This window comes from Commensalibacter communis, from assembly GCF_947179105.1.
Taxonomy (GTDB): domain Bacteria; phylum Pseudomonadota; class Alphaproteobacteria; order Acetobacterales; family Acetobacteraceae; genus Commensalibacter; species Commensalibacter communis.
Genome location: NZ_CAMXCK010000001.1, coordinates 257,379 through 283,335, shown reverse-complemented (window position 1 = coordinate 283,335; position 25,957 = coordinate 257,379). Strand labels below are relative to the sequence as shown.

Genomic DNA, 25,957 nt, shown 5'->3' with positions numbered 1-25,957 from the left:
TTAACCTTCTGCTGACAATGTCTCTACGGTAAGGGAAGAATTCGTATAAATACAAATTTCACCAGCAATCGCCATTGCACGACGTGCTATTTCCTCGGATGTTAATCCGTCAACCCCCAACAAAGCACGGGCAGCAGCCAGCGCATAATTTCCACCTGAACCAATCGCAACAACACCATCTTCTGGCTCTAATACATCACCATTTCCTGTTAATGTATAAGAATGATGTTTATCAGCAACCAACAACATGGCCTCTAATCTGCGAAGATAGCGATCTGTACGCCAATCTTGAGCTAATTCCACACAAGCACGTTCTAATTGGTTAGGATAACGTTCTAATTTCTTTTCTAATCTCTCTAGTAAAGTAAACGCATCCGCAGTAGCGCCAGCAAAACCAGCAAGAATAGTGCCACCAGCACCTATTCTTCTGACTTTTTTGGCATTTCCTTTTACAACAGTGTGCCCCAATGTGACTTGGCCATCACCAGCAATGGTGACTTGACCATCACGGCGTACACATAAAATGGTTGTCCCATGCCATTGTACTGGATCATGTGAAGATAAAATATGATTTTGCATCTGTATTAAATAGCCTTTTTACTAAAATAAGTATGCCCTACTTTATTCTCTTGCGACGAGCTCTTCAACTCTCTTTGTGAAAACACCCAAAGAAAAAGGTTTGGTAATCAGCTTTATATTTTCATCTGTTGGCAGTTTTCCAACCCCATGAGAGTAACCCGTAATAAATAAAATTGATAAATCTGGCCACATTTTTCGTGCTATTTTTGCCAAATCACTGCCGTTCATACCTGGCAAGCCAATATCTGTGAGTAGTAAATCAATGTTACTTTGGCTCTCGTTTAAATCTTGTAACAAAGATAATGCTGTTTGACCATCTTCTGCAACAATAACTTCGAACTCCATATCGTTTAACAATTCGACCAACAACGGACGTAAAACAGAATCATCTTCTACAACTAAGATTAATTTCTTTTCAATTTGTTCTATTGTCATAAAATGTAACCCTTTGAACAAAGAAGAAAAATAATATTTACATCAAATTTTATAAGCATCTTAATCTTAATTATACCTTAAAAACATACCAAATTAACTCTTCTATAAAATAATACAAAATGAATATTAAGGTAGTGCATATTCAATCAACTCTTGAATAGCTTTCTTAATAATTAGGCAAAATTCGTAATCGTATTCAAACAGCCTTTATATAACACATTGATTACAATCAATTATCAAAAAATTAAAAGTCATATTACAATTACGTTACAATTAATTCTTACTTATTTAGTTTTAAATCTTCTACTTTATAACCAAAACGATTCTATTTACTAATATATAATGTTACATTAAACCTGCCAAAGGATCATATTTAAACTTGCTATTAATTTCTTTAAAATTAATCCCGATTAAATTCTGTTTTATATATCTGTCTTTAAAATAGGATGAACACATTAAACTCTGGATATCCACACAATAAAATAAATGTTTTTGATTTACTTTTGTTTCATCAATAATAAAATTTGATATTGTTTCATAAATTGTAAATCCTTTCTCGGTAATTGGTTTCTTTGTGTATTGATCGATACTTATTCGAAAATCAGATTGCCCTTCATCAAGAATAGAAATTATATCTGTAACGAAAGTTAAAAAATACTGCTTTGACGGCTTTTTATTACGATAAAGAACTATATCCAACGGAATAGATCGATGCCTAATATCGAGCTGATCTAATAATACATTGAATTCTTTTGATGCCAGATTACTTTGCACATAAAAGTCAGCAGTTAATTGATTTTCTTTGATCTTAGCCTGATAAAAATTATCAAAATGATATGTTGATATAGTTTCAAATTCTGAATAATGGTACCGGTATGGATCCGCTTTATAATTTTGAAAGTCAGGAGGAATAATGTAATAATTATTACCTCTTTCGTCCTGAGATGCTTCCAAAGCAAAGAAAACTTCTTTCATCGATTTACGCTCAACGAGGTTAATTGACTAAAAATAGGTAAATAAATACTAATCGCTGTTCCAACCCCAGCTTGGCTTTTAACCATCACATCTCCACCTGATTGTTGTGCAAACCCATAAACCATTGCTAATCCTAAACCTGTTCCCCACCCTGCTCCCTTTGTTGTAAAAAAAGGTTCGAAAATATGGGCAATCGTTTCTGCTGACATACCTTCACCTTCATCTTTTACTGTAATCACAACATAATCCCCACATGAAAGTTGATGATTATGGTTCACAGGATCTGTAATCGTTTCCTTGTGTAAAATAACCATGATTTTCCCACCATGAGGCATCGCATCAGCAGAGTTAATACATAAATTCATGACTGCCAGCTCTAATTGAGAAGGATCTGTTTTGATTAAAACCCCCATAGGAAGCTGGCATCGAATATCTAAATAAATACTTTCTTTAATCGCGGTCTTCTTATCGCCTTTTAAACGAGAAGCATGACGCATTGATAGAGTTTGGGATAAAAGTTCATAATTTTCTTTTATTTGTTTAACAACATCGACTTCTTGCAAAGACAATTTTTTTCGACGACTAAAACTTAACAATCTTTCCGTAAGAACTGCACCTTTCTGTGCAGCAGCAAGCGTATTCACTAATAATCGTTTTATAGAAATAATTTGTTTTTCTTGCAACTGATCTTGCATTAATAATTGTTCTGATAACTCCAACGATCCCATCATGGTTGTCAACAGATTATTAAAATCATGAGCAATACTCCCTGCCATAGTTCCTAATGCTTGTAGTTTTTCTGCATGTTGTAGCTTAGCTTCTAGCATTTTCTGCTCGGTAATATCTAATTCCATAATAACGGAAGAATGCGCAATTTCACCTTTGACCCTGCCTAGTAACAACCGTGTAATCAAAAACCATTGCGAAGGCTGATGAATATCAGCAGCAGGTACTTCTAGTGTCGCAACAAAGCGTTCTTCTTTTTGCAAACGCTCTTTGAACGCCAACAGCTCTTGGGGCTTAAAAGACGGTTCTATTTCCTCCTCGGTTTTTCCTAAACATTCTTGAACGGTCAAGCCTCTTCTTGCTGCTGCCAGTTCGTTCATTTTAGTAAATTTGCCTTGCTCGTCTTTAAAGGCCAATCCATAAGGCAAATGATCCAATAATCCTTTTAGCAAAATCTGTTCATGTCGTAATTGGCGACGATATTGAGAGCGTGCAACAGCACGTTGTACAATTTCTTTAACTTCCAAAGGATCAAGAGGTTTTGAGATAAAAAAAGATATCCCACCCTGATTTAACGCTGTAATTAAAAAATCAGTTCGATCCTTAGACGATAAAAGAATACGCGTGGCAACCGTAATATTCCGAACACGTGCAAAAAACACATTCCCATACATTACAGGCATAAAATAATTATATAATATAGCAGAAAAGTGAACACCTCTTTTAATCATATCCAAGGCACAATGTGGAGATTGTGTAATATATACGCAAAACTGATCCTCTAACATTTGCTTGAACTCTTGCAGAATTTTAGGATCATCATCCACAACCAAAATGGCTGGAAGCGCATTCATTGCTCGTTCTCCTTAACATTTTAACGAACTGAAATTGATATCAAATGTTTGTATCTGAATTCAGTAACCGATCAAATAATTATTTAAGATTATGTCTTTTTTTATGTTAAAAGCTGGTGAGTAAATCCAATGTAATGCCTCACAAACCCAAAATCATATCGTATCATTACTGTAATTATATAAAATATTGCTTTTTATAGGGTTGCATATTACTGAAAACAGAAAGATAATTAGCCCAATTTATTGTTTATTTGAGGATTATTTCGTGAATATACCCACAGATACCACCCGTACAAACGAACGTCTCAGCACATCCATGTCAGAGCAGCATTATACAAAAAAAAATCCATCCTCTGGAGTTCCAATATCCAAAATGGTTTTAACAGTTATATGGGCAGTATGTCATTTTGCTTTCTTTTTCATTCAACAAGTCGCTGAAATCTTTGCGCCACTTTTACTCATTATTGGTATTATTTGGAAAATATTACCCAGTGTTTTACACTCTGCGGTCGGCATGGTCGATGCAGCTGATCCACAAATACGTGATATAGTTGGCCGTGGAACAGAACTAATCCCATCATCGTTAACTGTCGCTGGTCATACAATTTCTGCATCTTCATTAATTTTTGATGGTTTATTACTGATTGGTTTGACGGCACTTTGCGCAACCATCACAGCCTTTTTGGGAAGACGTTTGTAAGTTTTCTTCTTCTAAAAATTAAAAAGATTTAAAGCACAGCGAATGATTCAACTCGATGGCGTCAGTTTAAATTATAAAAATGATATTACTCTGTTGGACAATGTAAATTTACATATTCCTCAGGGTGGTTTCTGTTGGTTAACAGGTCCATCTGGTGTTGGAAAATCAACCTTGCTGCGTTTATTACACTTGGAAAAAAAACCTAGCTCGGGTTTAATAACGATTTTAGATACACCAACTAATCATGCTCGCAGATCAACGATCTGTCGGTTAAAACAACGTATTGGAATAGTCTATCAAGATTTTAAACTCATTCCTAATTTGACGGTTTTTGATAATATAGCACTTCCTTTACGGTTACAAAATATCGATGAAAATACCGTACAACGTTCAAATGCACGTATATTAGAATGGATCGGATTAGAACATAAAAAATATACTTATCCTAAAACCCTATCTGGGGGCGAACAACAACGTGTTGCAATTGCAAGGGCTGTCATTCATAGACCCAATCTCTTACTTGCTGATGAACCAACAAACGCTTTAGACGAATATCAAGTCAAGCGTCTAATGGATCTGTTTTATGATTTGAATGATCTGGGGTGTACCATTATCATGGCAACACACAATGATGCATTAATTCGCCAATTTCCAGCAACGCGCTTGAAATTGGAAAATGGACGATTATGGATAAATGATGCTGTTTAAATATAAAACATCAGATGGTCTGAAACTGCACCGTGCATTGCCTGGGCAATTTTTAATTCCTTTGGTTGCAGCCATGACTTTCCTTGCTGCCTTGTCCATTGCTGGGGCGTATGCTAGCCAACAACTAGCAAAAAGATGGAGCGCAGGTGCAGCGTCAACAATCATCTTACAAATTCCGATGCCCAATGAGCCGTTATCATCCAGCAATCAAACAACAACGCTATCAACAACCGCCACTAAAACAAAAATACAAAGCGTCATTGCAATCTTGTCTACTTCAAAAGAACTTGATTCATTTCATCAAATGACCGGCAAAGAAATTGATGAATTGCTTGCGCCTTGGTTACATGAAAGTATTCAATCATTTGCTTTGCCCATTCCAGCGATTATAGAGCTTCACTTAAAACATGATCCGCCCTTATCTATTACACTTGAAAAAACTCTGAAACAAACAGTTCCTGATATTTCAATCGAACAAAGCAATTTTTGGAATCAACGATTAAATGCCTTAGCCAATAGCTTGCAAACAAGTGCTTTTTTAGCACTTATTATTGTCATATCTGTTGCTGCGACCGTCATTGCATTATCCACACGAACGGGATTAATGCAATGTAAACAAACAATTGAAATTTTACATAATCTTGGGGCATCAGATGCCTATATATCTTTTCGTTTTGCGAACAGAAGTGCTTTCTTGGCCAGTGTTGGTGGAACAATAGGCAGTGTATTTTCAGTACCTTTGCTATTATTCTTAACATATTTATCCTTACCATTTAGCAGTGACCCTAATTGGCAAGCTCTGTCCAATGCCAGTTGGTTTTATTTTTTAATAACGACCCCTTTTCAACTTTTTTGTCTGTTTATTCTGCTGCCAATATGCAATTATTTTATCGGATGGATTACCACCACTATCATTGTTTACTTTTGGTTAAGGCGTTTAACGTAAAATATGAATAAACTACGCTTGCAATCGAAATGGAGTATTATATGGGTGATTTTGGGGATTTTTCTTCTATGGGGCATGGGCTTTGTTGTATTTGTTATTGATACATTAACCTATAATCCTGCTATACCTAACGCCCAGGGTATTGTTGTCTTAACAGGTGGTGCAAAACGTATTGAGACTGCGATTAAACTTTTACAATCCAATCATGGGAAATATCTATTAATTTCTGGGGTAGAACCAACCACTCATTTGGTGGATTTAGAAAGAATCCTACCCTTTGCTTTGACACAACAAGATCGAAATCGAATTACATTGGGACATAATGCAACCTCTACTATGGGGAATGCTGTTGAAACCGCTGCATGGGCACATTATTATCATTTGGATTCATTAATTATTGTGACCTCTAGCTATCATATTCGTCGTGCACTTGTGGAAATGCAAACTTTGTTAGATAATGTAAAGCTGTATCCCTATGTTGCTCGTAATGATAAAAAAGAAACTTTATCCCATTTACATTCGATAAGATTATTGTTTCTTGAATATAATAAATTTCTAGCAGCTTATACAGGCCTTATCCATACGACACGTCCCAAAGAAGATTTATTACAAAATATTCCATAAGAAGCTGATTTCTGATGATTTTAATTCGTTCTATTCTATTTTTAATCTACTTTATTACATTAACCATTTTTATGGGTACTATTGCTTTTGTTATTCGTTTTATAGCAAAGAAACACGCTCTAACTTATGCTCAGTTATGGACTCGTCTCTCTTTGAATGGACTTGAAAAAATCTGTAAAATATCCACTCAAATTATTGGCCAAGAAAACCTTCCCCAAGACAAATCTTTTTTAATTGCTTCTCAGCACCAATCTGCGTTTGATACGTTTGTATGGATGAATCTTCTAGACCGCCCTGCATATATTATGAAAAGAGAGCTGACCCGTATTCCTTTGGTTGGACCAATGTTGTTATTATCTGGAATGATTCCTCTCGATCGACAAGGGGGTGTCAAAGCTTTAAAAAACCTAATTCAAGACTGTCAAAAAGCTGTTAATGATTTTAGACAAATTATTATTTTTCCAGAAGGCACACGAACCGCTGTCGGTGAAAAAGTAAAATTACATGCAGGAACAGTTGCTATAGCCAATCAACTCAATTTAAAAATTGTTCCTGTCAGTATTGACTCTGGATATTGTTGGCCAAGAAATTCTTTTTACAAATATCCAGGAACTATCCACATTATCATTCATCCTGCTATTACGGATACGAGTAACCGCAAGGAGACGCTTGCTGCTATCGAGCGCAGTTGGTCTAAGTTAGAATCGTAGTGAATAGGCCTGTGGATAACTTTGTGGGTTTTTTGATAAAAGTTTTAATCTTTAGAGTCGTTGGCTATTTTGATAGATTCTCTACAACCCTTGAATTTCTGTCGTTTTACAACAGTCAATTAAAAAATATAATTAATTTTCTTCTTGATTTTTTAAGAATCTCTCTTGTGGATTTTTCTAAACATCGAAACTATCCAATATAAATTTTTGAATTTCCTATGTTTAATAACAATAAACGACATTTATTTAACCGTAAAAAAAAATCTTACCAAAAATTTCTGTTAATGGGATTGATGTTTTTTCTTTTTTGGGGAACTTTTTTATTTTCCCACGTCTATTTGAAACAAACGATCAATCTGTTTTTGACCAATCAACAAAATATTTTAACTAAACAAGGTCTGATCTTTAAATTTCAATCAGCCTCTGCCTCTAAATGGACGATTTGGCCACAGGTTATCGTTGCATATCCAACAATACAAAAGGATATTTCTTCACACCCCCCCCAAATTCTTTGGCAAGCAAAACAGGCGATAATTTTTTATTCTTTATCACATCCTTTGAGTATCTCAATTCGTCTTAACGGGGAGCAGCTTTTTTGTTCCTTGAATAACCTAAACCAATGTATCCAAATTCATGGTAATTCTTGGAATATCCACACATCTATTTTCAAGAATATTTCGCAGAATTCAATTTACCTGCAATGTGATGAAATCTTTTATACCAGCCCTTCACAATCTACAGAGACAATTCAATCTATACAGGTTAAAAATTTACGATCCAAGCTGCATTGGAATATTCAAGCAACACCTCAAGACAGTCTCGCCTTTCTGAGCCTTAATATACAACAAATGACTGTAAATGTTAATAATTTATCCCCGCAAAAGCTGAAAAAAATATATATCCAAGCAGCATTAGTTCAAGAACCTAATAATTTATACAAATTGTTAGTTCAGAATATTAATTCAAGCTGGAATAATCTAGCCATTAACTCTTCTGGCAAATTATATCTACCTTTTCCTAAAATGGCTCCAACAGGCGAGTTATCACTTTATTTGAATGGTGTTAATCAAGCAATCTACGAACAATTATCATCTTTAAAATGTTGTAATAAACTACAACAGGAATTTTCCCAGACCTCACTGCCATCACAAATTCATCTAACGCTCTTAATCCGCGATGGTGTATTGTATCTGGGAGCCATTCCTTTGGAAACACGTTGGTATAATGACTTGAAAATGTTAATCAGACATTATGCAAAATGATCTTTTGCTTTACGAAATGCCGTGAATTCATCAACATTTTTCGCAAGTAAAAAAGGATTAGTTCTTTTTTCATCTAATAATGAGATGGGTAATGTTGGCAAATATTGAGATCTTAACTTTTTTACCTGTTCCACCCTATTTTTTAAAGCTATACTCTCAGGGATCACAGATATCGCAAAACGTCCATTATCGGCGGTATATTCATGCGCACAATAAACCAGAGTATCTTCTGGTAAATTCTTTAACTTTCCAAAACTATTATACATTTGTTGCGGAGTTCCTTCGAATAAACGGCCACATCCCATGCTAAACATTGTATCGCCTGTGAAAATAACTTTTATATTAGGCAGATAATAACAAATTGAACCCAATGTATGACCTGGTGTTTCTATTATTTCAGCCTGTCCCATTGCCGCTAAAGAAATGATATCCCCATCTTTTACGGTTTGATCGATATTTGGAATTTTATTGATCTCTTTTAAAGGCGCATATATTTTACACGAATATTTGCTTTTTAATTCTGCTATTCCACCAATATGATCGTCATGAAAATGAGTAATCAAAATCGCTTGTAAAGACAATTGTTTTTTTTCTAAATATTTTAAAACGGGTTTTGCATCCCCTGGGTCAACAACAATTGCATTTTTGCTCTTTTCATCGATCATTATCCATGCATAATTTGACTCATAGAAAGAAATGGGTTCAATAATAATAGACATGCTTTCTCCTTATTTTAACCATTATCCTTTTTTAAACTAAAATTTATCTTTGAGGAAAAGGTTGCAATGGCTTACGACTTTAATTCTATTCTAACCGATCCACGTAAAAAAAGACAAGGAATTGCAACCTATCTTCAACATAAATTAGCACAATTGTGGCCTAATCTATACGGACTATCCCTATTTACATTGGGGCAAACATCTTCTTTAATTCCAAAAAACACTTGGTACCCTCAATATCATATTCATGGAATATTAGATTCTCTCCCATCTCAGAATTTGAAATCTTTATATAATCAAAATATATGCCATTTATCCATTGATTCTTTTCCTTTGCAAGCTTGTAGTATTAACCGTATTTTGTATGTGCATGATGCAAAACTATCTAAGGACCAATTTAGCTTAATGCTTCGTTCTTGCTGGGAGACATTAGAAGATCACGGAAAAATCATCTTACTCTTACCCAATAAACTTGGATGGTGGTCGGTTATTGAAAATCTTTCTTTTCGATATAGAAATGCGTTCTTTATTCAAAAATTAAATATCGTTTTAAAACAACATATGTTTCGTATCAATCATTATGAACGTGTTTTGTATTTTCCTCCTAAAATCATGAATTCTGTTTCCCTAAGAACAAATAAAATACTTGAATTCACGGGGTTGTTTTTTGTTCCTTATTTGGGTGGGTACCACCTTGTTGAGATTGAAAAAAATCTTTATGCACCAATTACAGTGGCACCTTTGAAAAAAAACTATATACTGCAAAGCAAATCATCCAAATCCAGTTTGAATTCAAAAGATTCTGACTGAGTTAAGAATATTACGTCCAAAGGTTACGTTTACATGTCTATTTTAAAATCAATACAATCCAGTATGTGCAAACCACATCCTGCCAGCCACCCTTTCCTAATTATAACAGCCATAGTAGCTATTTTAGGGCGCATGACAAAATGGCGAATGACTCGCTTCATCGGTAAACTTGGTTTACTCGGTTTTGGATTCGTTTGGTTTTTCTTTCGTAACCCAAAACGCGTCATTCCCACGGAAGAAAACGTGATTGTATCCCCCGCAGACGGCACAGTAGCAGCCATTGATTGTATTATGCCCCCTGCCAACTTAGGGATGCCTGAAAAACCTGTATGGCGTGTTTCTATTTTCTTGTCTGTGTTGAATGTGCATCTACAACGTATCCCAGCCAAAGGAACCATTACCAGCCGAGTGTATATCAAAGGGAAATTTTTCAATGCCTCTTTGGATAAAGCATCAGAACATAACGAGCGTAATGCTATTTGTATGACATTGCCCAATGGTCAACAATTAATCGTCGTTCAGATCGCTGGTCTTATTGCACGCCGAATTGTATGTGATGCAAATGTTGAGGGTCACTTTGAAACAGGCGATCTTTATGGGTTGATTCGCTTTGGTTCTCGAGTTGATTTATATCTGCCTGAAAACTGTAAACCGAATGTACAAATTGGACAAACTATGATTGGTGGGGAAACTATTGTCTCTAAACTCTAAAACACCTAAATCTTTATCGCTTCGTGCACGACGTAATTTGCTATTACGTCAAAAAATACGCCCTAGGGTCAAAGGAATATCGTTTAACCGCATGATTCCTAACCTCTTAACAATGTTAGGATTATGCGCAGGTTTAATTGGTATTCGCAGTGCTATTCATGGGGATTTTGGCACAGCAGTTATTGCTATTGTAATCGCAGCTTGTTTTGATGGGTTAGATGGGCGCATTGCGCGTTTATTACGAGGAACCAGCCGTTTTGGTGCAGAGCTAGACAGCTTGGCTGACTTTTTGTCTTTTGGAATATCCCCTTGTTTTATCTTATATATGTGGGCGTTAAAAGATATAAAAAGCGGTTATGCTTTTGTCCCTTGTGCGATGTTTTCCGTTTGTATGGCATTACGATTGGCTCGATTCAACGCGTCTTTAGAAGATGAAGAAAAACCTAAATACGCCAGTAACTTTTTTACAGGGGTACCAGCACCTGCTGGGGCTGGGATCGTGTTATTCCCTGTATTCTTGGGATTAGAAGCCAATAAACTGCAATGGGATTTTTTGATTAATATTGCTCATTCAGAAATATTAACCATTATTATGTTGGTAACAACGTCTTTCTTATTGATCTCAACCATTCCGATTTGGTCATTTAAGAATTTTAAAGTTCCTACTGCCTATGTTCTACCTTTATTTTTAGGGACTACCATTTATGCAACTGTATTAGTTGCAGATCCATGGGGAACTTTTGCATTTAGTGGTATATTATATTTATGCACTATCCCGTTGAGCTATCGGAGTTTTCGTCTGTTGAAGGCTGATGCAGAGGCTCTTCATAAAGAGGCGAGTGAGGAGGATGAGGAAGATCCAATTCAGACTGAGGACGAAGCCCCAACACCCCCAATAACCCCTCCATAATCTGTTGAGGTGCTGGGGGGCATCCTTCGATTTTCAAGATACAATCCTCCCCTCCAGTCGTCTCTTTTAAAACCGCATAATTTTCATCAAAAACATTTTTATTAATTGCACAAGCCCCAACAGTCACAATCGCTTTTGGTTCTGGCATTAACTCCCAATTTTTTTCTAAATACGGGATCATAGAACGGGTTAATACCCCAGTAATCAATAAAATATTTGCAATGGCTGGGTGGTCGACAAAGGCTAACCCACTGGCTGAAATATCAAATGCTGCGCCTCGCAATGCGTTTATTTCCAATATACAACCATTGCAATCCCCACAAGGGACAGGAAAAAGATGTAGAATCTGATTAGTATGACCTATTTTTTGATCTAAAGGTTTGATTTTTCCAAAAACAGAATCAAATAATGCTCGGATTACAGCCATTTTTTATCCTTTTATAGATCAACGCCTGTTGATAATATTCCAAAAGAAGCCCTGATAATGGATTGATTTTCCCAAAGTTCGCCTTGCAAAATACCCTGTAATACATAGGCCTGATTGGCAGCAGGATCACGGATAAAGACATCCTTAATAATCCCACCTTCTATCTTGATATAATACCAAAGATCCCCTTGCACCCCTTCGCAAACCCCTATTCCTTCACCATATAAGGTTTCAACGATGATTTTCTTATCTTCAACAGGGGCTTCTTCTTCAACGTCCTGCAAGATTGTTTCAATAATTTGCAATGCATTCTCAATTTCCTGAAAGCGAAGTTGCATCCGTGCATACACATCCCCACTGGTAAAAGTACGAGGAGACAACCACTCTAAACGATATTCAGGCATATATCGACGAATATCCACATCCCGCCCAGAAGCTCGCCCAATAACCCCACCAATATTAAATTGGATGGCTTGCTCTGTGCTTAATACCCCAATATCTTGCAAACTATCTATTAATCCTGGGAAACCATGCATCAGTTTATGAGCTTCAACACATAGATATTTTACTTTCGCTGGTAATTTTTCGGTAGCTTCCTCCCCCATTTCATCGATTGAACGAACAGTACCAGGAAAAACACAATCCATTAGCCATCTGTGACCATAATAATGTGCACTCCAACGCATTAAGAGTTCACGCGCAATCTCGCAACGTGAAGCAATGATGCCAATCCCCAACTGACGGAATAGCTGCGATAAATAGAGCAAATGGGCAATTATTTTCGAAAGCTCCGATAAAATTACCCGCTTTCGTAATACTTTGGCGGTTGGCATAAACTGCGCCATATCTTCGATCGCATGAGCAAACGCAATTTGATGTGCCACACTGTCGACTGCATTAATACGGCTAATTTGAGGTAAAACCTCTAAAACGTTTTTATTTAATAAATTGGATATAATACTACGATGCGTATATCCATATAGCGATTCTGCCTTGATAATTGTTTCACCCACCATCGCAAAACGCCATAGGGACGGAGAAAAGCCTTGACAAGATGAAGGATCAATCGTTGCAAGCTCACCACCTTTTTGAACGATATCAGGAGGCATTTCATAATCATATTTTTCTGGCGGCCAAGTAGTTGGTGCTTGTTTAGAGGATAATGGCCAAGTATGTTTCCACAGCCCTCGATCTAACCATGGACGCAAATCAACAGCATTCATCGCTTCTTTGCCCCATAACTCCCAAATCATACGTTCGTAAATAATCGCTGCTGGACGGATTTGAGATACAGCTAAATAACGATCAATTGAAAACGCAACCCTTACCCCCAAAGGACGGAAACCATTTTCGAGAAACAAAATATTAATATCATCACCGCTGCACCACATCGCCAAAAAAATCAAACGATCTAAAGGTAGCTTTGAGACAATTTCTCTCCACTCATCTTCTTCTACGCGGAAAAAGAACTTACTTTCTCTTTTGTGTTTCTTGATTAAATCCGCAGCCTTGGTATGCGTTGTTAACGGTGGGTCAGACTGTATCATGATCCACCATGATGTTTAATAAATTCCAAAGAAATCTGGTATAGCCAACTGGATGTAACAAAAGGAATGATAATTGTTTGCGTAATAATAATCCCCAAAATCAATTGTATTTCTTTATTAAACATGTCTGGAGAGAAAAAAATCGTTCTACCTTTTTGAAATAGAATATATCCTCTTATCAAAAATAGACCAATAATCAATATTCCTGCCACAGGCATCGTTTGCATCAAATAAGCAAATAATACCGAGCAAGCCCAAAAAATACCCATCGGTGGTAACCCAGATAATGCCAACATAACCCAACCTTCACATGCTTCTTGATTGTTCCTTTGCTTTTGACTCATCATATATCCCAAGGGTGCAAAAACAACTAGTGCCATCATAAACAAGCAAGCACTGAACACTCCTTCGACATGATTAGCAAAAATGCCCCCTAAAATACTCATGGCAACCAAGAATATAGCGCTGAGGCACAAGGAAGAGCGTTGACGATTTTGTTCATTCATTATCACGAAACATAAACTGATAATGACCAAAATAATTAACAGATATGCAGAAGGCTGATAATTTGGAAGTTGATATAACCTTAAAACAGTAGCGATCGTTGGAACAGAAAGAATAAAAGAGCCAATGCCCCCTAATGTCAAAGGCAGTTCCATTGTCAATCCTAAAGAAAACATAGACATTGGAAATAATCCAGCAATTAAAACCAGACTTACACTTAATAGTACGCTGCTCAATTGTGCTAAATAAGGTGCATTATCAATTGGAACCGATGCCAGTAAAAATGCCGAAACAACAGCCATCATTGCGAACAACAATACTAACCGAAAATACCCCCAACCTGCTTTGATGCTGCTGCCTCCTTGCATCATCATGCATCCTAACATTAGTAACGCAGCTAACACGACGATAAATAACAAAGCAATGAAAAGATTATTAACCCCAACCGCTAACATTGAAACGGTTATTAGCAAATGAAATAATAATAAATTCCATAATGATCTTTTGTCTTCCTTGGCAAAGAAAAGACTTCTAGGTGCCCAAAAAGCTAATAAGACCGTTGAGATACAGGCCCCAATCGCGATAATAAGACGCAAAAATCGTGTTAACCCATCACTACTCCACACCGTAGACAAGAAAAAATCATCTGCTAAACATGCCGAAGCAGCCGTAATAACAATTAAAATAATCGAAATAACAAAATGACATTTTGCCCTAGCTGCTTGACCTTCACACGCAAAAATACCAGCCATTCCAGCCAAAGGCCAAATCACACAACCCCAATATAATAATTTTGCTAGATCATTTATTGTTTCCACGATCAAAACCGCCCTAATCTAGAAACAACAACGTAAGACATGAATAGAAAAACACTGTAAAATGAAACCAGTGCAATAAAAGCCATGCCTTGCCCATTTAACCCAACAACCAATGACAATGCATTTAATGCACACGCAACCCCCATAATTTGCCCACCAACTGTTTTTCCTAAAACACTATAAACCATACCAATTAAAATAATGGATAAAGCAATTCCATATTCTAACCTTGGTAAAGAAGGTGGCAAAATATATACGATTAACGAGACCATCAGAATAACGAACAAAAGCCCAGAGAATAATTCTTTAAAAGAACGAGGAAAGGATTGTCGCCTTAAAATAATACTTAAAACAACACCTGATGCAAAAGACAAGATCATACACCCTATGGTAATCTGTGAATCAAGCGCATTTTCTTTTCCTGATAATAGACAAAAAATAGTTAATATTGAATGAGTAAAACTTTGAGCAGAAGGATGGGACATTCCACCAATCGTTGCCAATAATAAAATACTAATGAATAAGGAAAGCCACATCGTTACTCTCCACTCAAACCAGCAAAATATAAGATAATTGCCAAAAAACTTAGAACAACTGCAATACCAACACGATAAATACCACTGGAAAACAGCAATAAACTGCGCATCATTGCCAATATAAAACATTCAGCAATAATTTTAGTAACCCAAGCCAATATCCCAAAAGGAACTGCGCGCAACCAATTTATAAAATAGTGATCGCCAAATTGTAAAATAACCAAGCTTTGTGGCCATAGAAACAGCGCGATCAGAGACAACCAAACTAAAAACTGCACATCATTCGTGTAAAGCAGCAACCCTCTATCTGCCCCACCAAAGCCATCCATCCCTTCTCTTTGTGAAAAATTAGGCATATCCCAAACCACAAATAACAAAGAAAAAGCCACAACCAATAAGGGGCAATACGCCATCAAAGGAAATTCACCAGACTGGTGGAAAAATATCACCACCGCATCAAGGAATGTGCTACCTGTAATGAAGCGAATTATGGTTAACACGAAGAATAAGACAGGCAAAAATAAAAGATTATCAACCAACATGGTCTGTAATAATTTTAGACTTTTCAAGGAATCATAGCGCAAGGAAACCAAGAAAAAAGATACGGGGATCATCATTAGCAAAGCAATAATTAACAACAAATCAGAAAAAGAAGCTGTAACCATTCCCACCGTAAAACTAGGCACCAGTAAAGCTGCAATGATTGCTGCTCCCAAAGCTATGAAAGGCAATAAAGAGGTATATGAATAGGTAATCGTTAAAAAACTAGATAAACGTTTAATATTAACCGAGTAGATTTCACCCCAATAAAACCAAAAAGGAACAACAGGCAGGCCTTGTATCTTTGCCTCTAGCCATTTTTGGAACCCCATTACCCAAGGAGCCAATAATAAAACCATCATTAAATGCAGCAAAGTGACGCTAAAAGTTAATAACCAAAACATCATCGCAATCACCGTGCAATCATACTGATAGAAACGAGGATAATCGCAATTATCATCAACAGAAACAAACTCTGATATTGCCAAACGAAAAGATTGATATGATGCGTATGCCGTAAAGAAATTTTCTTTAGTCGTATCCAATTTTTACAAACGGTATAATTGATAACAGAGAAATAACGTATAAACGAAAAACGTCTTTCTAACATTGCTTGAAAACTGGCTTGTCCAAATGAAAAACTTGTTTCCTCGACAATAATGGAACGGTTCGTATTCGGTTGTGAATTTGATTCTCTTAATAATAAAGTCGGCGCTTTTTTCCTCTCTTTACGCGCAACCCATCCTATTATTAAGATAATGCCAATGAATAAGCCCGCAATAAGCAAAGGAGTAAATGAAATATGTGATGAAGAAATAGTAAAAGTGAAAAAGTTACTTGATGCTTCCGATATACCCATAACATTCGTTATAATAGAACGTGCTAGGACAAAAACACATCCTGGTACCAACGCAATAATAAAGAGAAGAGCAATGCCTATTTTAATTTCTGCAAAGGATTTCAGCGACAAATAGTCTGATAATTCTAATAATGCTTTTTGAAGTGATTGCACGCCGCCTGTTAAAATTAATCGTATCCATCCTAATATGGAGACGATTAAAATAATCGCATTTAACCCAAGAATAACCGTCGTTAATAACGTATTGGTTAAATGATGCCCTGCTGGCATCGTCAATAATAATTGTAAATTACCCCATAATATTGCAAAACCAGCAAATGGAGGAAAACCTGATAGTAAAAAACTTAACAGTAGTAAAGAAATCAAAATTGGCGAAGGAATGATTTGTTTCTCAGACAATGTTGTTTGATAGGCTTTTAACAAACCCGATAATAAAAAAACAAAACTGAATCCTATAAACTGAATGAATAAACCAAAAAATAACACATCATTCGCAAATGGAATCCATTGTTGTTGTTCAGAGACCATAAAAGAAGAGACAATACCAACCGTTTGAACAAGAACAGCATTGCCCAATATATATAAACAGCTGATCCGTTCTTGGAAACTCTTCACAACTAAACTTTGCCATCCCGCATAACAAGCGGCAACGACACCCATCATTGTTACCAATAATGAAAGCCACAAAGCTTCACTTTTTTGACCTAGATCGACATAAAATCGTAACAATAAATACATCCCCGCCATAGACAATAACAGATGCATAAAATTATAAACGACATCCCCTTTACCTTGCCGAGCAATATTCATTCGCCACTGGCTCAAAGGAACAAATCCCATAAAGACGCTACTGGCTAATAAGACGAAAAATAATATGATGGATGGGAAACTAATTTGTCTTAATATTTCGAAGGGTAAATAAACAAAATTTCCTTGCGCACCGACTTGTACGGGCAATAAAACAACTATAATTAATAAACTCGCCAATCCAATAAAAGGAATAATAGTTTTTCCTATTGAAAGACCATAACTCATCATCATCAAAATAGACAAAAGACCGACAAGAAAATATAAATTACCTGATAATAACAGCAATAACGTATTTACATAAGGTAACAGAAAATAATGAGAAACACCTAACTCTCGTTTAAAGGATACAAATAATGCACCACATAAGAAAAGACAAAATAAACAAAAAGAATTTAATGCATCAAGGTAAAAGCTGAAACCAAATATTTTATTCAATATTGGTAAAGATAAACTTGTTGTAGACAAATAAAAAATTGAATAAATAAATGTGAGTATACAACCCAAAGAAGATCCTATCAAAGGAACATTCTCAAGACCAGTTAAAACATACCCTTGATAATACCGCTTTGCTGCTATCCCGCCCTGTAATCCCATCAACATGACGATCAACAATAATAAGCAAAGAATAAAAAGTGACAGAATCTTATTCCTTTATCATGGATAAGCGATAATTTGATATTGAATATAAAATGAGTTGTTTATTCACTAGCGTAAAATGGCAAAGAAATAAACAAAAAAGCACAAATACTACTTGCCGCCTTGTTCCCAACCTTTGTCGGTCTGTTTCCAATAGGTCAAATCATGACCTTCTTGTTTTAATAACCGCCACCGTTCCCGTGCTTGTTGAACGGCTTGTTCATCATTCCCATCAAATAAATCAAACACTCGTTTAAAAGACGATAAAGAAAGTGAAGACTGCCCTTTCACAATGAATAAAAAAGCAGCCTGATTAAGATTTTCCTCTGACACTGTCAACCATATAGGTTGCCATTCAGAGGAAATATCTTGGTGTTTAGACGTTTGACACCCATGTGGCAACCACACAGGATGTGTGATACGCCATAAAGCCTCTGTCAATAATTTAACCTGTTGGTCATCTTTGCATAAGACCAACCCATGTTCTTTTACTTGCATCGTGCGTGTCAACAACGCTGGCAATGCTTGTTCTAAACTAGTCTTGGTTAAATGATAAAAACCAACAGAGGCCATATTGTTAATCCTTAGGCTTCGTAATGATCTTTAACCAATTGGTTTAATAAACAGACACCAAAAGAGGTTGCACCTTTGGGTCCATTATCTGTTCCCTTGCCAGTATAAGCCGTTCCAGCAATATCCAAATGAACCCAAGGGGTTTTATTTACAAAGCGTTGTAAGAATTGAGCCGCTGTAATAGACCCACCATCACGACCACCGATATTTTGCATATCTGCAAATTGTGCGTCTAGGGCTTTATCATAAGCGGGTCCCATTGGCATACGCCATACTTTTTCGCCAATATCATTTCCAATCGTTGATAAGCGTTCTGAAAGTTCATCATTATTTGAGAATAATCCAGCATATTCATAGCCTAATGCGACGACAATCGCACCTGTTAAGGTCGCAAGATTAATCATAAAACGTGGTTTAAAGCGATCTTGGGTATACCAAAGAATATCAGCCAGAACTAAACGTCCTTCAGCATCCGTATTTAAGACTTCAATGGTTTGACCAGAAGCACTGGTGACAATATCGCCTGGACGTTGTGCATTTCCAGACAACATATTTTCAACCAACCCGACAACACCAATGACGTTTGCTTTGGCTTTACGAGTTGCCAAAGTTTTCATTAACCCAACAACGGTGGCTGCCCCAGCCATATCCATTTTCATATCTTCCATACCGCCAGCTGGCTTAATAGAAATTCCACCAGAATCAAAGGTCACCCCTTTTCCAAGGAATGCTACTGGTGCTTCTTTATCTTCTGGATTGCCTTTCCATTGCATAATCACGGTTTGAGGTTCAGCATCACTACCTTGCGCAACCCCTAATAATGCACCAAAGCCTAGTTCTTCCATTTTAGCTCTGTTTAGGATTTCAATTGAAATGCCTAATGTTTCGAGCTCTTTAATCCGTTTGGCAAATTCAGGAGGTGTTAAGTGATTAGCAGGCTCATTAACCAAATTTCTGGTCAAATAAGATCCTTCTGCCACTGCGGCAATATTACCCCAATCTTTTTGAGCTGCTTCAAAATCAGAAGTTAACACTTGGATTTCTTTTAAGTGTTTTGTATCGGTTTTTTTATTTTTTTCTGTACAATATTTATTAAATTCATACACACTTAATAATGCACCCAAAGCAATATAAGTCGAATATTCCGTAAAATCCCAATCAGTCATCATGGTTAAAGCGGTGGTTTTATGTTGCAAAGCTTTTGCTGCCACACCACCAGCTTGACGGGCTTTAGCAATAGAAAAATCAGCTTGTTCGCCCAAACCAACAATCACGACGTGAGTATATTCAGCATTCGGCGCTACGAGTTTACAGACTTGCCCTAACTTTCCTTTATACTCTTCTGCTGCAATCGCGCGGGTCAACGCATCACCCAATGCTTTGTTTATTACACGAAAAGAATCACTTTGTTCGCCATTCTCAAATGTAAAAAGAACAACATCACCCTTTTCTGGTTTTTTTAAACTGGCAAAACTGACTGTCGGTATCATCTGTATAATCCTTCAAAAACTTAAAATTTATTTCATTAAATAATTATTAATTCAATCTACTATATCAAAAATATCCAACAAGGAAATCTAAAGAACAAAGAAATTTACGTTTATAAAAAATGCTGATCACATCATATACAAATAGTCGGCATTTTGTCAGACAAAGGGCAAACGCAGAAACCTACATAATGAAATACCACAAATAAATTACAAATAAATATAGATAATAGAATATAAGTAATAAATATATTTTTCAAAGTATATAATTTTAAACTTGAGTATTTATTCTTAATTCGATATTATATTATACCAGTAATTATTGTAAATTTTAAATAATTACTAATAAATTTTATTAATTTTATATAAAAAGGATCAACCAATATTATGGTTAAAAACCAAAAACGAATAATTAGTTTGATCGTAGGAATATTTTCTACTTTTCTAATTGGAGTATCTAGTGCAATGGCATATGTTCCCGCCGGGAATGTTGGATTTTCTTGGCAAATCGGTAAATTTGTTAAGCCTTATAATAAGACCGGCTTAACAAATTTAACCTTCAGATTTACAGTAAATAAAAATACTCTACATGCGACGGGCACCTATTTTGCACAACAATTTTATTTTAACAACTCTGGCAATCAAGGAAATGGTGCATATACTGGACTTCAACCACAATATGATATCAATGGAAAACAATATCTAAGAGCTGTATTTTCATCATTTATTGCCAACTCAACCACAACAGATCCAAATTGCTCAAACGGAGCTGATGGCGGTCCTGGTGTAAGCTGTGGCGTAGTATTTCCAACCACTTATGGTCATAATTACAAAATTACCGTTAAAAAAACCACCGGGAACACATGGAGTGGTGACTTACAAGACGAACAAACAGGACAAACAGTCCATATCGGCAGCTGGACTTTACCAAACACCGTTAGCAATCTGCAAACATCAGGAAGTGGATTTGCAGAATATTATGCATTTTATAAAGTTGGCTTTCCCCAATTTGTTGTTCCATCATGTAATTTACTAGCAAAGATTAGTGTTTTTTACGGCCCTGTGACTTCCACAGATTTTGGCGGCGCCATTGGAAACACATCAAAAATGTATTTTCCCTTTGAATATAATACCGATTGTATAGGTAGCTTGAGTAATTTTTCAAGCAAAACAGTCTCAACCAAAATTAATATGACACCATATCAATTAACAGGCTATGGCTATCAAATTGAACGTGGCTGGGTATCGACAATACAATAAAGTCATATGACCTTCACTCTATGATTAATAATAGAATGGAGGTCATATACAGTTGATTGCGTTCTAAATGAAACAATTGTAATAGAAAGCAGCAGCAAATACATAATTGACTTATCTATTTGATTTATCTACATTGATCCCAATATGACTAACCCCAATAACTCTTGGATCATTACTCCACAAACTTAAATCATCATTGATAGAACCTGTGATAATCCACTGCCTTCCTATTGTTTGAGAAAATTCAATCAACCGAAATATCAAATTTTCCCAAGCATCTATTTCACAAGTAATGATAAATTTATTATTCTCAATATGGTTCACTGATGCATAACCATATTGAGTGTCTAAAAGTCGAGTAATCTTGTTCAGTATTTTCTCTTTTCCTTGAACAGACTTTGCATCAAGAAAAAAATCAAAATATATCTTAACTATCATTTATCACTTCTTAGCTTAACCAAATCATTCATCAGTCCTTCGGTACCATTATGAACTGTTAAATGATCGACTTTGGCAGCAATAGCTTCTAAACTTTCCAATTCTTTCAAACGCAACATAATCGGATTATCCGCCATGACTTTGGCTGTATTCAACAATGAACGTGTCGCATTTGTTTCTTCACGTCTGCGAATGACATTCGCCTCTGCTTGCTTTTCAGCAGCAACGACCTGATTAAAAATATCACGCATTTCACCAGGCAAAATAACATCTTTTAAATCAATATTATGCACTTCTAATCCAATGGATTTCATTTCCGCACGCACCATCGCCATCGTTTCATCACCAATAGCAAATTTGCGATCCAAAATCTGATCCAAAGACATTTCCCCTAACGTTTTACGAAACGTTAATTGTAACGTATTATAAAGGGCTGCTTGGTAATCCTTGACTGCTGAAACAGCCATCATTGGATCTTCTACTGTATAATCTGCGGTCAGATTAATACGAATAGTTACCCGATCGCGTGTTAATAGTTCTTGACCAGTAATATCCAAAGTCTGACGACGCAAATCTATTTTTTTAACCGTAAGATTAACCGCGATATTCCAAAAGTAATATGTCCCTGCCTCTAATGGTGGATATATAATACCATCAATTCTTAATATCCCTTTTTCATAAGATTCAATCGTGGAGGTCACCAACAACGACGCTTTTTTGGAAACAACAAGCTGTTTAGCAACTTTATTATCAACTCGGCAATCATCTGGAATGGTAATTTTTTCAAGCGACCAATCTTCTCCATCTTTCCACAATAAACATTCTTTATTAGGACTAAGAACATCATAAACCAAATTCCCATTTCTGATGATGCAAACTTCATTTTCATTGGTTATAATATGCAGAACATGCTGCTCCAATCCGAACTGTTTTACAACTTTCGCATCCATACGATAATCGTTTGGAATGACAATTTTTTGGATTGACCATTCTCCGGCATCTTTCCATAGCAGACGCTCAGTATTAGGCATTAAAACCTCATAAACTGAGATACCATTTTTAATAATACAAATTTCATTATCATTTGCTACAATGATGAAGACGTGTCGCTCTAGTTCTCTAGGCATTTTTCGCCGAATAATTTTTTCTAAATCACTGGAAAAAACAGGTTGGTTTAAATCATAGATAGTATATTCCAAAGAATGATCCCGATTAGGCAAAGAATGCGTTCCTGATGAGTAAAATCCTAAAACCCGCCCTTGATACGACGCAATCATACGTTCATTTTCTTGAACGATAATGGTTTTTTTACCTGTAATTTTTTCGATCAAACTTTGTGTCATCGTGAATATCCATAAAATAACGATTTTAATGAGGGGGTCTAAGTATCAAATATATACATTATCATGACAGATTGTCGCGAGTGGTTATGATGACTTTACTATGGGCAATCTGATAAAATCCCATCGTCTTGCTGATAATAAAGCGATCATAACATCATCTTTAACCGGTGATGACCATGCTTTCCGCTGTTAGATTAAATCACCCGAAGATCATTTAACCTTCATTAGAAAATATCTTCCCCCTAGACCCCCCTTCATTTTATAAAGAGTTTAAGGCTGCCATCCTTAAAATTTTGGGGCATTTTATTATGGTGGTTATAACAAGAATCGAACCTGCTACTTCTAAATCTTAAATTTAGCGTTCTACCAATGAACTATACAACCGATTTGGAGCATTTATACGCCTATAAACTTATATTCGCATACATAGATGGGAAACCCACATGCACGAGAGAAGACAACAGCTTCACCTACTAATATTCATTTATAATAATGACCTAATCAAATGCAGTTTCTTTATATAAACAGGTTTCATATTTGGCAATAATATCTATGCAGAAAAGTTATGTAACTTTATCGCATCCTATAAATATCTACTCACAGTGATATTTTTGATATATTCTCTAAATGATAATTGAATTATAAAAACTGAGTTCACTTTAGATATGATCAAATTTCTTATCTCCACGCTCAATCAAAAATTCTTAATTTAGGTTCAAATTTTACAATGCACCCTTTTTCTGACCAACAATTAATGAAATTGGCAATTGACTTGGCAGCACAAGCCACAGTCATTATTAATGAAATCCGTGAAAAAGGGTTAATTGTCTCTACGAAATCTGACCTCAGCCCCGTAACCCAAGCAGATAAAGCCTCAGAAACCCTAATCTTACAAGGTTTACGAAAAGCCGTCCCCTCTATCCCCATTATTGCCGAGGAGGAGGCATCCGAAGGCATCCATACTAAAATTGGTTCTGAATTTTGGTTAATTGATCCCCTGGACGGTACCAAGGGTTTCATCCGAGGCAGTAAGAACTTTACCATCAATATCGGTCTGATCCGCAACCACAAACCTGTTATGGGCGTTGTTGCTTTGCCAGCTTATAATGAAATCTTTTGCGGTATTGTTGGTCAAGGAGCTTGGCGAATTGAGAACGGCAAAAAAAATCTTATTCATGTCAGCACACTTCCTAAAAACGGTTTTCGCATTATTACCTCTCATAACCATTCAAATGATCCCCAGCTAAGCGAAAAGCTTGAAAATTTTCCAGCTTGCTCGATCAAAGCAATGGGATCTGCTGCCAAAATTATACGCATTGCCGAAGGAAAAGCTGATTTGCATTTTCGCCTCAACTCTATTATGGAATGGGACACGGCTGCTCCTCAAGCAATTCTTGAGGCTGCTGGTGGGTATTTGCGCAGTTTTGATAACCAACCTTTACAATATGGCAAAGAAGGATCACGCATTCCGCCTTTCTTTTGTTCTGGTACATTGATTGATAATTATTTAAGTAATTTTGAGTGATTAATTCCTGATGACTTCTTTATTTTCTGATTCACTATCTGAAATCCAACAAGCAGCCACTATCATTCAGCATGGGGGCATCGTCGCATTTGGCACAGAAACTGTTTATGGATTGGGTGCTGACGCAACCAATACAAAGGCTGTAGAGAAAATTTATCGAGCTAAAGGTCGCCCCAGCTTTAATCCGTTAATCATTCATTTCGCCGAGTTAGAACATCTCTTTCAATTTGTTCAAAAAACAGAACTTGCTTATGAGCTGGCATCAAAATTCTGGCCAGGCGCTTTGACGTTAGTTTTGAACCAAAGAACAGATAATCCTATCAAAATAAGTCCTATTGCGACTGCTAACTTATCAACAATGGCAGTGCGTATTCCCAACACGAGGGTCGCAAGACAACTGATTCAATTCAGTAAAAAACCAATTGCTGCCCCCTCTGCGAACAGCTCTGGTAAAATCAGCCCTTCGACGGCTAAACATGTATTCCAAGAGCTGAACCATAAAATTGAAGCCATTATTGATTCTGGTCCATGCCAGGTGGGGGTCGAAAGCACTATTCTCGATCTTAGCCGTGATACCCCAACTCTATTACGCCCCGGTGGTATTTCTTTGGAAGCATTAACCTCTATTTGTGGAACCATAGAAATCAGCCACCCTATCGAGACCAAAATTATTTCCCCTGGTCAGCTTAGCTCTCATTATGCGCCTTCTTTACCAGTTCGGTTAAATTGCATCCATGTGACACCTGATGAAGCTTTACTTGCTTTTGGACATCCAATAGAACATACTGGCTTGTCTAAAAACTTAAGTATCAATGCTAATTTAGAAGAGGCCGCACAAAATTTGTTTGCATATTTACGCGATCTAGATGCACAAGGACAAGCATTAGGATTAAAAGGAATTGCAGTCATGCCCATTCCACAAATCGGGTTAGGATTAGCGATTTGTGACAGGTTAACCCGTGCTGCCGCACCAAGAACAATATAA

26 protein-coding genes, 1 tRNA gene and 1 pseudogene are annotated in these 25,957 nt (G+C 36.4%); 12 read left to right on the top strand and 16 right to left on the bottom strand.

Annotation, left to right across the window (positions count from 1 at the left end; translation table 11 throughout):
* The 4 genes from hslV to PQG52_RS01365 form a co-directional block, all read right to left on the bottom strand.
* The gene (hslV, locus tag PQG52_RS01380) at positions 1 to 579 is read right to left on the bottom strand and encodes an ATP-dependent protease subunit HslV (protein WP_271827560.1); all 579 of its coding nucleotides are present in this window, start codon (positions 577 to 579) and stop codon (positions 1 to 3) included.
* 42 nt (positions 580 to 621) lie between these two features.
* Positions 622 to 1,014 (bottom strand): response regulator, encoded by a 393-nt coding sequence (locus tag PQG52_RS01375; protein WP_271827558.1) that lies wholly within the window; start codon positions 1,012 to 1,014, stop codon positions 622 to 624.
* Between the two features lie 345 nt (positions 1,015 to 1,359).
* The gene (locus tag PQG52_RS01370; protein WP_271827557.1) at positions 1,360 to 1,989 is read right to left on the bottom strand and encodes an imm11 family protein; all 630 of its coding nucleotides are present in this window, start codon (positions 1,987 to 1,989) and stop codon (positions 1,360 to 1,362) included.
* Positions 1,986 to 3,569, bottom strand: coding sequence for an ATP-binding response regulator (locus tag PQG52_RS01365; RefSeq protein ID WP_271827555.1), 1,584 nt, complete (start codon positions 3,567 to 3,569; stop codon positions 1,986 to 1,988). The genes PQG52_RS01370 and PQG52_RS01365 overlap by 4 nt, the downstream gene beginning before the upstream one ends.
* 265 nt (positions 3,570 to 3,834) lie before the next feature.
* Here PQG52_RS01365 and PQG52_RS01360 point away from each other — a divergent pair, with 265 nt between their 5' ends.
* The 6 genes from PQG52_RS01360 to PQG52_RS01335 all read left to right on the top strand — a co-directional run bounded on the left by PQG52_RS01360 (position 3,835) and on the right by PQG52_RS01335 (position 8,519).
* Positions 3,835 to 4,269 carry a hypothetical protein gene (locus PQG52_RS01360; protein WP_271789259.1) on the top strand — a complete coding sequence of 145 codons (435 nt, stop codon included), beginning with the start codon at positions 3,835 to 3,837 and terminating at the stop codon, positions 4,267 to 4,269.
* Positions 4,270 to 4,311: 42 nt separating this feature from the next.
* Complete coding sequence (locus PQG52_RS01355; RefSeq protein ID WP_271827553.1) at positions 4,312 to 4,977, top strand: cell division ATP-binding protein FtsE; 666 nt, start codon at positions 4,312 to 4,314, stop codon at positions 4,975 to 4,977.
* Complete coding sequence (locus PQG52_RS01350; RefSeq protein WP_271827552.1) at positions 4,964 to 5,923, top strand: cell division protein FtsX; 960 nt, start codon at positions 4,964 to 4,966, stop codon at positions 5,921 to 5,923. The genes PQG52_RS01355 and PQG52_RS01350 overlap by 14 nt, the downstream gene beginning before the upstream one ends.
* Positions 5,924 to 5,926: 3 nt before the next feature.
* Positions 5,927 to 6,547 (top strand): YdcF family protein, encoded by a 621-nt coding sequence (locus PQG52_RS01345; RefSeq protein ID WP_271789262.1) that lies wholly within the window; start codon positions 5,927 to 5,929, stop codon positions 6,545 to 6,547.
* A gap of 14 nt (positions 6,548 to 6,561) precedes the next feature.
* Positions 6,562 to 7,257: a lysophospholipid acyltransferase family protein gene (locus tag PQG52_RS01340; RefSeq protein ID WP_271827551.1), complete on the top strand. Its 696-nt coding sequence runs from the start codon at positions 6,562 to 6,564 to the stop codon at positions 7,255 to 7,257.
* 293 nt (positions 7,258 to 7,550) lie between these two features.
* Positions 7,551 to 8,519, top strand: a complete 969-nt coding sequence (locus PQG52_RS01335; RefSeq protein WP_271827550.1) for a hypothetical protein — start codon at positions 7,551 to 7,553, stop codon at positions 8,517 to 8,519.
* Here PQG52_RS01335 and gloB read toward each other — a convergent pair.
* Positions 8,507 to 9,238 (bottom strand): hydroxyacylglutathione hydrolase, encoded by a 732-nt coding sequence (gene gloB / locus PQG52_RS01330; RefSeq protein ID WP_271827549.1) that lies wholly within the window; start codon positions 9,236 to 9,238, stop codon positions 8,507 to 8,509. The genes PQG52_RS01335 and gloB overlap by 13 nt on opposite strands.
* Before the next feature lie 66 nt (positions 9,239 to 9,304).
* Between gloB and PQG52_RS01325 the strand changes: the two genes are divergently transcribed.
* Genes PQG52_RS01325 through PQG52_RS01315 form a run of 3 tightly spaced genes read left to right on the top strand, consistent with a single transcriptional unit; the run spans position 9,305 to position 11,669 of the window.
* On the top strand, positions 9,305 to 10,048 hold the full coding sequence (locus tag PQG52_RS01325; RefSeq protein WP_271827548.1) for a hypothetical protein: 744 nt from the start codon (positions 9,305 to 9,307) through the stop codon (positions 10,046 to 10,048).
* Between the two features lie 33 nt (positions 10,049 to 10,081).
* Entirely contained in the window at positions 10,082 to 10,759 is a 678-nt protein-coding gene (locus PQG52_RS01320) for a phosphatidylserine decarboxylase (protein ID WP_271827547.1), read from the top strand.
* Positions 10,743 to 11,669, top strand: coding sequence for a CDP-alcohol phosphatidyltransferase family protein (locus PQG52_RS01315; RefSeq protein ID WP_408869528.1), 927 nt, complete (start codon positions 10,743 to 10,745; stop codon positions 11,667 to 11,669). The genes PQG52_RS01320 and PQG52_RS01315 overlap by 17 nt, the downstream gene beginning before the upstream one ends.
* Positions 11,670 to 11,712: 43 nt before the next feature.
* On the opposite strand, the pseudogene PQG52_RS01310 reads toward PQG52_RS01315, so the two are convergent.
* The 8 genes and pseudogenes from PQG52_RS01310 to PQG52_RS01275 all read right to left on the bottom strand — a co-directional run.
* Positions 11,713 to 12,096 (bottom strand): annotated as a pseudogene (locus PQG52_RS01310) (NADH-quinone oxidoreductase subunit B family protein); the annotation flags it as partial.
* An 11-nt stretch (positions 12,097 to 12,107) separates the two neighbouring features.
* On the bottom strand, positions 12,108 to 13,643 hold the full coding sequence (locus PQG52_RS01305; protein WP_271827546.1) for an NADH-quinone oxidoreductase subunit D-related protein: 1,536 nt from the start codon (positions 13,641 to 13,643) through the stop codon (positions 12,108 to 12,110).
* Complete coding sequence (locus PQG52_RS01300; protein ID WP_271827545.1) at positions 13,640 to 14,965, bottom strand: hypothetical protein; 1,326 nt, start codon at positions 14,963 to 14,965, stop codon at positions 13,640 to 13,642. Before PQG52_RS01300 ends, PQG52_RS01305 begins: the two co-directional genes overlap by 4 nt.
* 2 nt (positions 14,966 to 14,967) lie before the next feature.
* The gene (locus tag PQG52_RS01295) at positions 14,968 to 15,501 is read right to left on the bottom strand and encodes a hypothetical protein (protein ID WP_271827544.1); all 534 of its coding nucleotides are present in this window, start codon (positions 15,499 to 15,501) and stop codon (positions 14,968 to 14,970) included.
* 2 nt (positions 15,502 to 15,503) lie between these two features.
* Entirely contained in the window at positions 15,504 to 16,448 is a 945-nt protein-coding gene (locus PQG52_RS01290; protein ID WP_271827542.1) for a hypothetical protein, read from the bottom strand.
* 5 nt (positions 16,449 to 16,453) lie between these two features.
* Positions 16,454 to 18,310: a hypothetical protein gene (locus tag PQG52_RS01285; protein ID WP_271827541.1), complete on the bottom strand. Its 1,857-nt coding sequence runs from the start codon at positions 18,308 to 18,310 to the stop codon at positions 16,454 to 16,456.
* Between the two features lie 147 nt (positions 18,311 to 18,457).
* Positions 18,458 to 18,919 (bottom strand): DNA polymerase III subunit chi, encoded by a 462-nt coding sequence (locus tag PQG52_RS01280; protein ID WP_271827540.1) that lies wholly within the window; start codon positions 18,917 to 18,919, stop codon positions 18,458 to 18,460.
* 11 nt (positions 18,920 to 18,930) lie between these two features.
* Positions 18,931 to 20,409 (bottom strand): leucyl aminopeptidase, encoded by a 1,479-nt coding sequence (locus tag PQG52_RS01275; protein ID WP_271827539.1) that lies wholly within the window; start codon positions 20,407 to 20,409, stop codon positions 18,931 to 18,933.
* 462 nt (positions 20,410 to 20,871) lie between these two features.
* Between PQG52_RS01275 and PQG52_RS01270 the strand changes: the two genes are divergently transcribed.
* Positions 20,872 to 21,666 carry a hypothetical protein gene (locus PQG52_RS01270; protein ID WP_271827538.1) on the top strand — a complete coding sequence of 265 codons (795 nt, stop codon included), beginning with the start codon at positions 20,872 to 20,874 and terminating at the stop codon, positions 21,664 to 21,666.
* A 111-nt stretch (positions 21,667 to 21,777) separates the two neighbouring features.
* Here PQG52_RS01270 and PQG52_RS01265 read toward each other — a convergent pair whose 3' ends face one another.
* From PQG52_RS01265 to PQG52_RS01255, 3 genes are all read right to left on the bottom strand, one after another.
* The gene (locus PQG52_RS01265; RefSeq protein WP_271827536.1) at positions 21,778 to 22,104 is read right to left on the bottom strand and encodes a hypothetical protein; all 327 of its coding nucleotides are present in this window, start codon (positions 22,102 to 22,104) and stop codon (positions 21,778 to 21,780) included.
* Positions 22,101 to 23,447 (bottom strand): slipin family protein, encoded by a 1,347-nt coding sequence (locus PQG52_RS01260; protein ID WP_271827535.1) that lies wholly within the window; start codon positions 23,445 to 23,447, stop codon positions 22,101 to 22,103. The genes PQG52_RS01265 and PQG52_RS01260 overlap by 4 nt, the downstream gene beginning before the upstream one ends.
* Positions 23,448 to 23,756: 309 nt before the next feature.
* Positions 23,757 to 23,831 (bottom strand) — tRNA-Leu (locus tag PQG52_RS01255).
* A gap of 343 nt (positions 23,832 to 24,174) precedes the next feature.
* Here PQG52_RS01255 and cysQ point away from each other — a divergent pair.
* Both cysQ and PQG52_RS01245 read left to right on the top strand, forming a co-directional pair.
* Positions 24,175 to 24,972, top strand: a complete 798-nt coding sequence (cysQ, locus tag PQG52_RS01250) for a 3'(2'),5'-bisphosphate nucleotidase CysQ (RefSeq protein ID WP_271827534.1) — start codon at positions 24,175 to 24,177, stop codon at positions 24,970 to 24,972.
* Between the two features lie 10 nt (positions 24,973 to 24,982).
* Positions 24,983 to 25,957, top strand: a complete 975-nt coding sequence (locus PQG52_RS01245; RefSeq protein WP_271827533.1) for an L-threonylcarbamoyladenylate synthase — start codon at positions 24,983 to 24,985, stop codon at positions 25,955 to 25,957.

Coding starts and splice junctions, on each gene's coding strand:
- hslV (WP_271827560.1), bottom strand. CDS start 579: ATGCAAAATCATATTTTATCTTCACATGATCCAGTACAATGGCATGGG.
- PQG52_RS01375 (WP_271827558.1), bottom strand. CDS start 1,014: ATGACAATAGAACAAATTGAAAAGAAATTAATCTTAGTTGTAGAAGAT.
- PQG52_RS01370 (WP_271827557.1), bottom strand. CDS start 1,989: ATGAAAGAAGTTTTCTTTGCTTTGGAAGCATCTCAGGACGAAAGAGGT.
- PQG52_RS01365 (WP_271827555.1), bottom strand. CDS start 3,569: ATGAATGCGCTTCCAGCCATTTTGGTTGTGGATGATGATCCTAAAATT.
- PQG52_RS01355 (WP_271827553.1), top strand. CDS start 4,312: ATGATTCAACTCGATGGCGTCAGTTTAAATTATAAAAATGATATTACT.
- PQG52_RS01350 (WP_271827552.1), top strand. CDS start 4,964: ATGATGCTGTTTAAATATAAAACATCAGATGGTCTGAAACTGCACCGT.
- PQG52_RS01345 (WP_271789262.1), top strand. CDS start 5,927: ATGAATAAACTACGCTTGCAATCGAAATGGAGTATTATATGGGTGATT.
- PQG52_RS01340 (WP_271827551.1), top strand. CDS start 6,562: ATGATTTTAATTCGTTCTATTCTATTTTTAATCTACTTTATTACATTA.
- PQG52_RS01335 (WP_271827550.1), top strand. CDS start 7,551: ATGTTTTTTCTTTTTTGGGGAACTTTTTTATTTTCCCACGTCTATTTG.
- gloB (WP_271827549.1), bottom strand. CDS start 9,238: ATGTCTATTATTATTGAACCCATTTCTTTCTATGAGTCAAATTATGCA.
- PQG52_RS01325 (WP_271827548.1), top strand. CDS start 9,305: ATGGCTTACGACTTTAATTCTATTCTAACCGATCCACGTAAAAAAAGA.
- PQG52_RS01320 (WP_271827547.1), top strand. CDS start 10,082: ATGTCTATTTTAAAATCAATACAATCCAGTATGTGCAAACCACATCCT.
- PQG52_RS01305 (WP_271827546.1), bottom strand. CDS start 13,643: ATGATACAGTCTGACCCACCGTTAACAACGCATACCAAGGCTGCGGAT.
- PQG52_RS01295 (WP_271827544.1), bottom strand. CDS start 15,501: ATGTGGCTTTCCTTATTCATTAGTATTTTATTATTGGCAACGATTGGT.
- PQG52_RS01290 (WP_271827542.1), bottom strand. CDS start 16,448: ATGATGTTTTGGTTATTAACTTTTAGCGTCACTTTGCTGCATTTAATG.
- PQG52_RS01285 (WP_271827541.1), bottom strand. CDS start 18,310: ATGTTGATGGGATTACAGGGCGGGATAGCAGCAAAGCGGTATTATCAA.
- PQG52_RS01280 (WP_271827540.1), bottom strand. CDS start 18,919: ATGGCCTCTGTTGGTTTTTATCATTTAACCAAGACTAGTTTAGAACAA.
- PQG52_RS01275 (WP_271827539.1), bottom strand. CDS start 20,409: ATGATACCGACAGTCAGTTTTGCCAGTTTAAAAAAACCAGAAAAGGGT.
- PQG52_RS01270 (WP_271827538.1), top strand. CDS start 20,872: ATGGCATATGTTCCCGCCGGGAATGTTGGATTTTCTTGGCAAATCGGT.
- PQG52_RS01265 (WP_271827536.1), bottom strand. CDS start 22,104: ATGATAGTTAAGATATATTTTGATTTTTTTCTTGATGCAAAGTCTGTT.
- PQG52_RS01260 (WP_271827535.1), bottom strand. CDS start 23,447: ATGACACAAAGTTTGATCGAAAAAATTACAGGTAAAAAAACCATTATC.
- cysQ (WP_271827534.1), top strand. CDS start 24,175: ATGCACCCTTTTTCTGACCAACAATTAATGAAATTGGCAATTGACTTG.
- PQG52_RS01245 (WP_271827533.1), top strand. CDS start 24,983: ATGACTTCTTTATTTTCTGATTCACTATCTGAAATCCAACAAGCAGCC.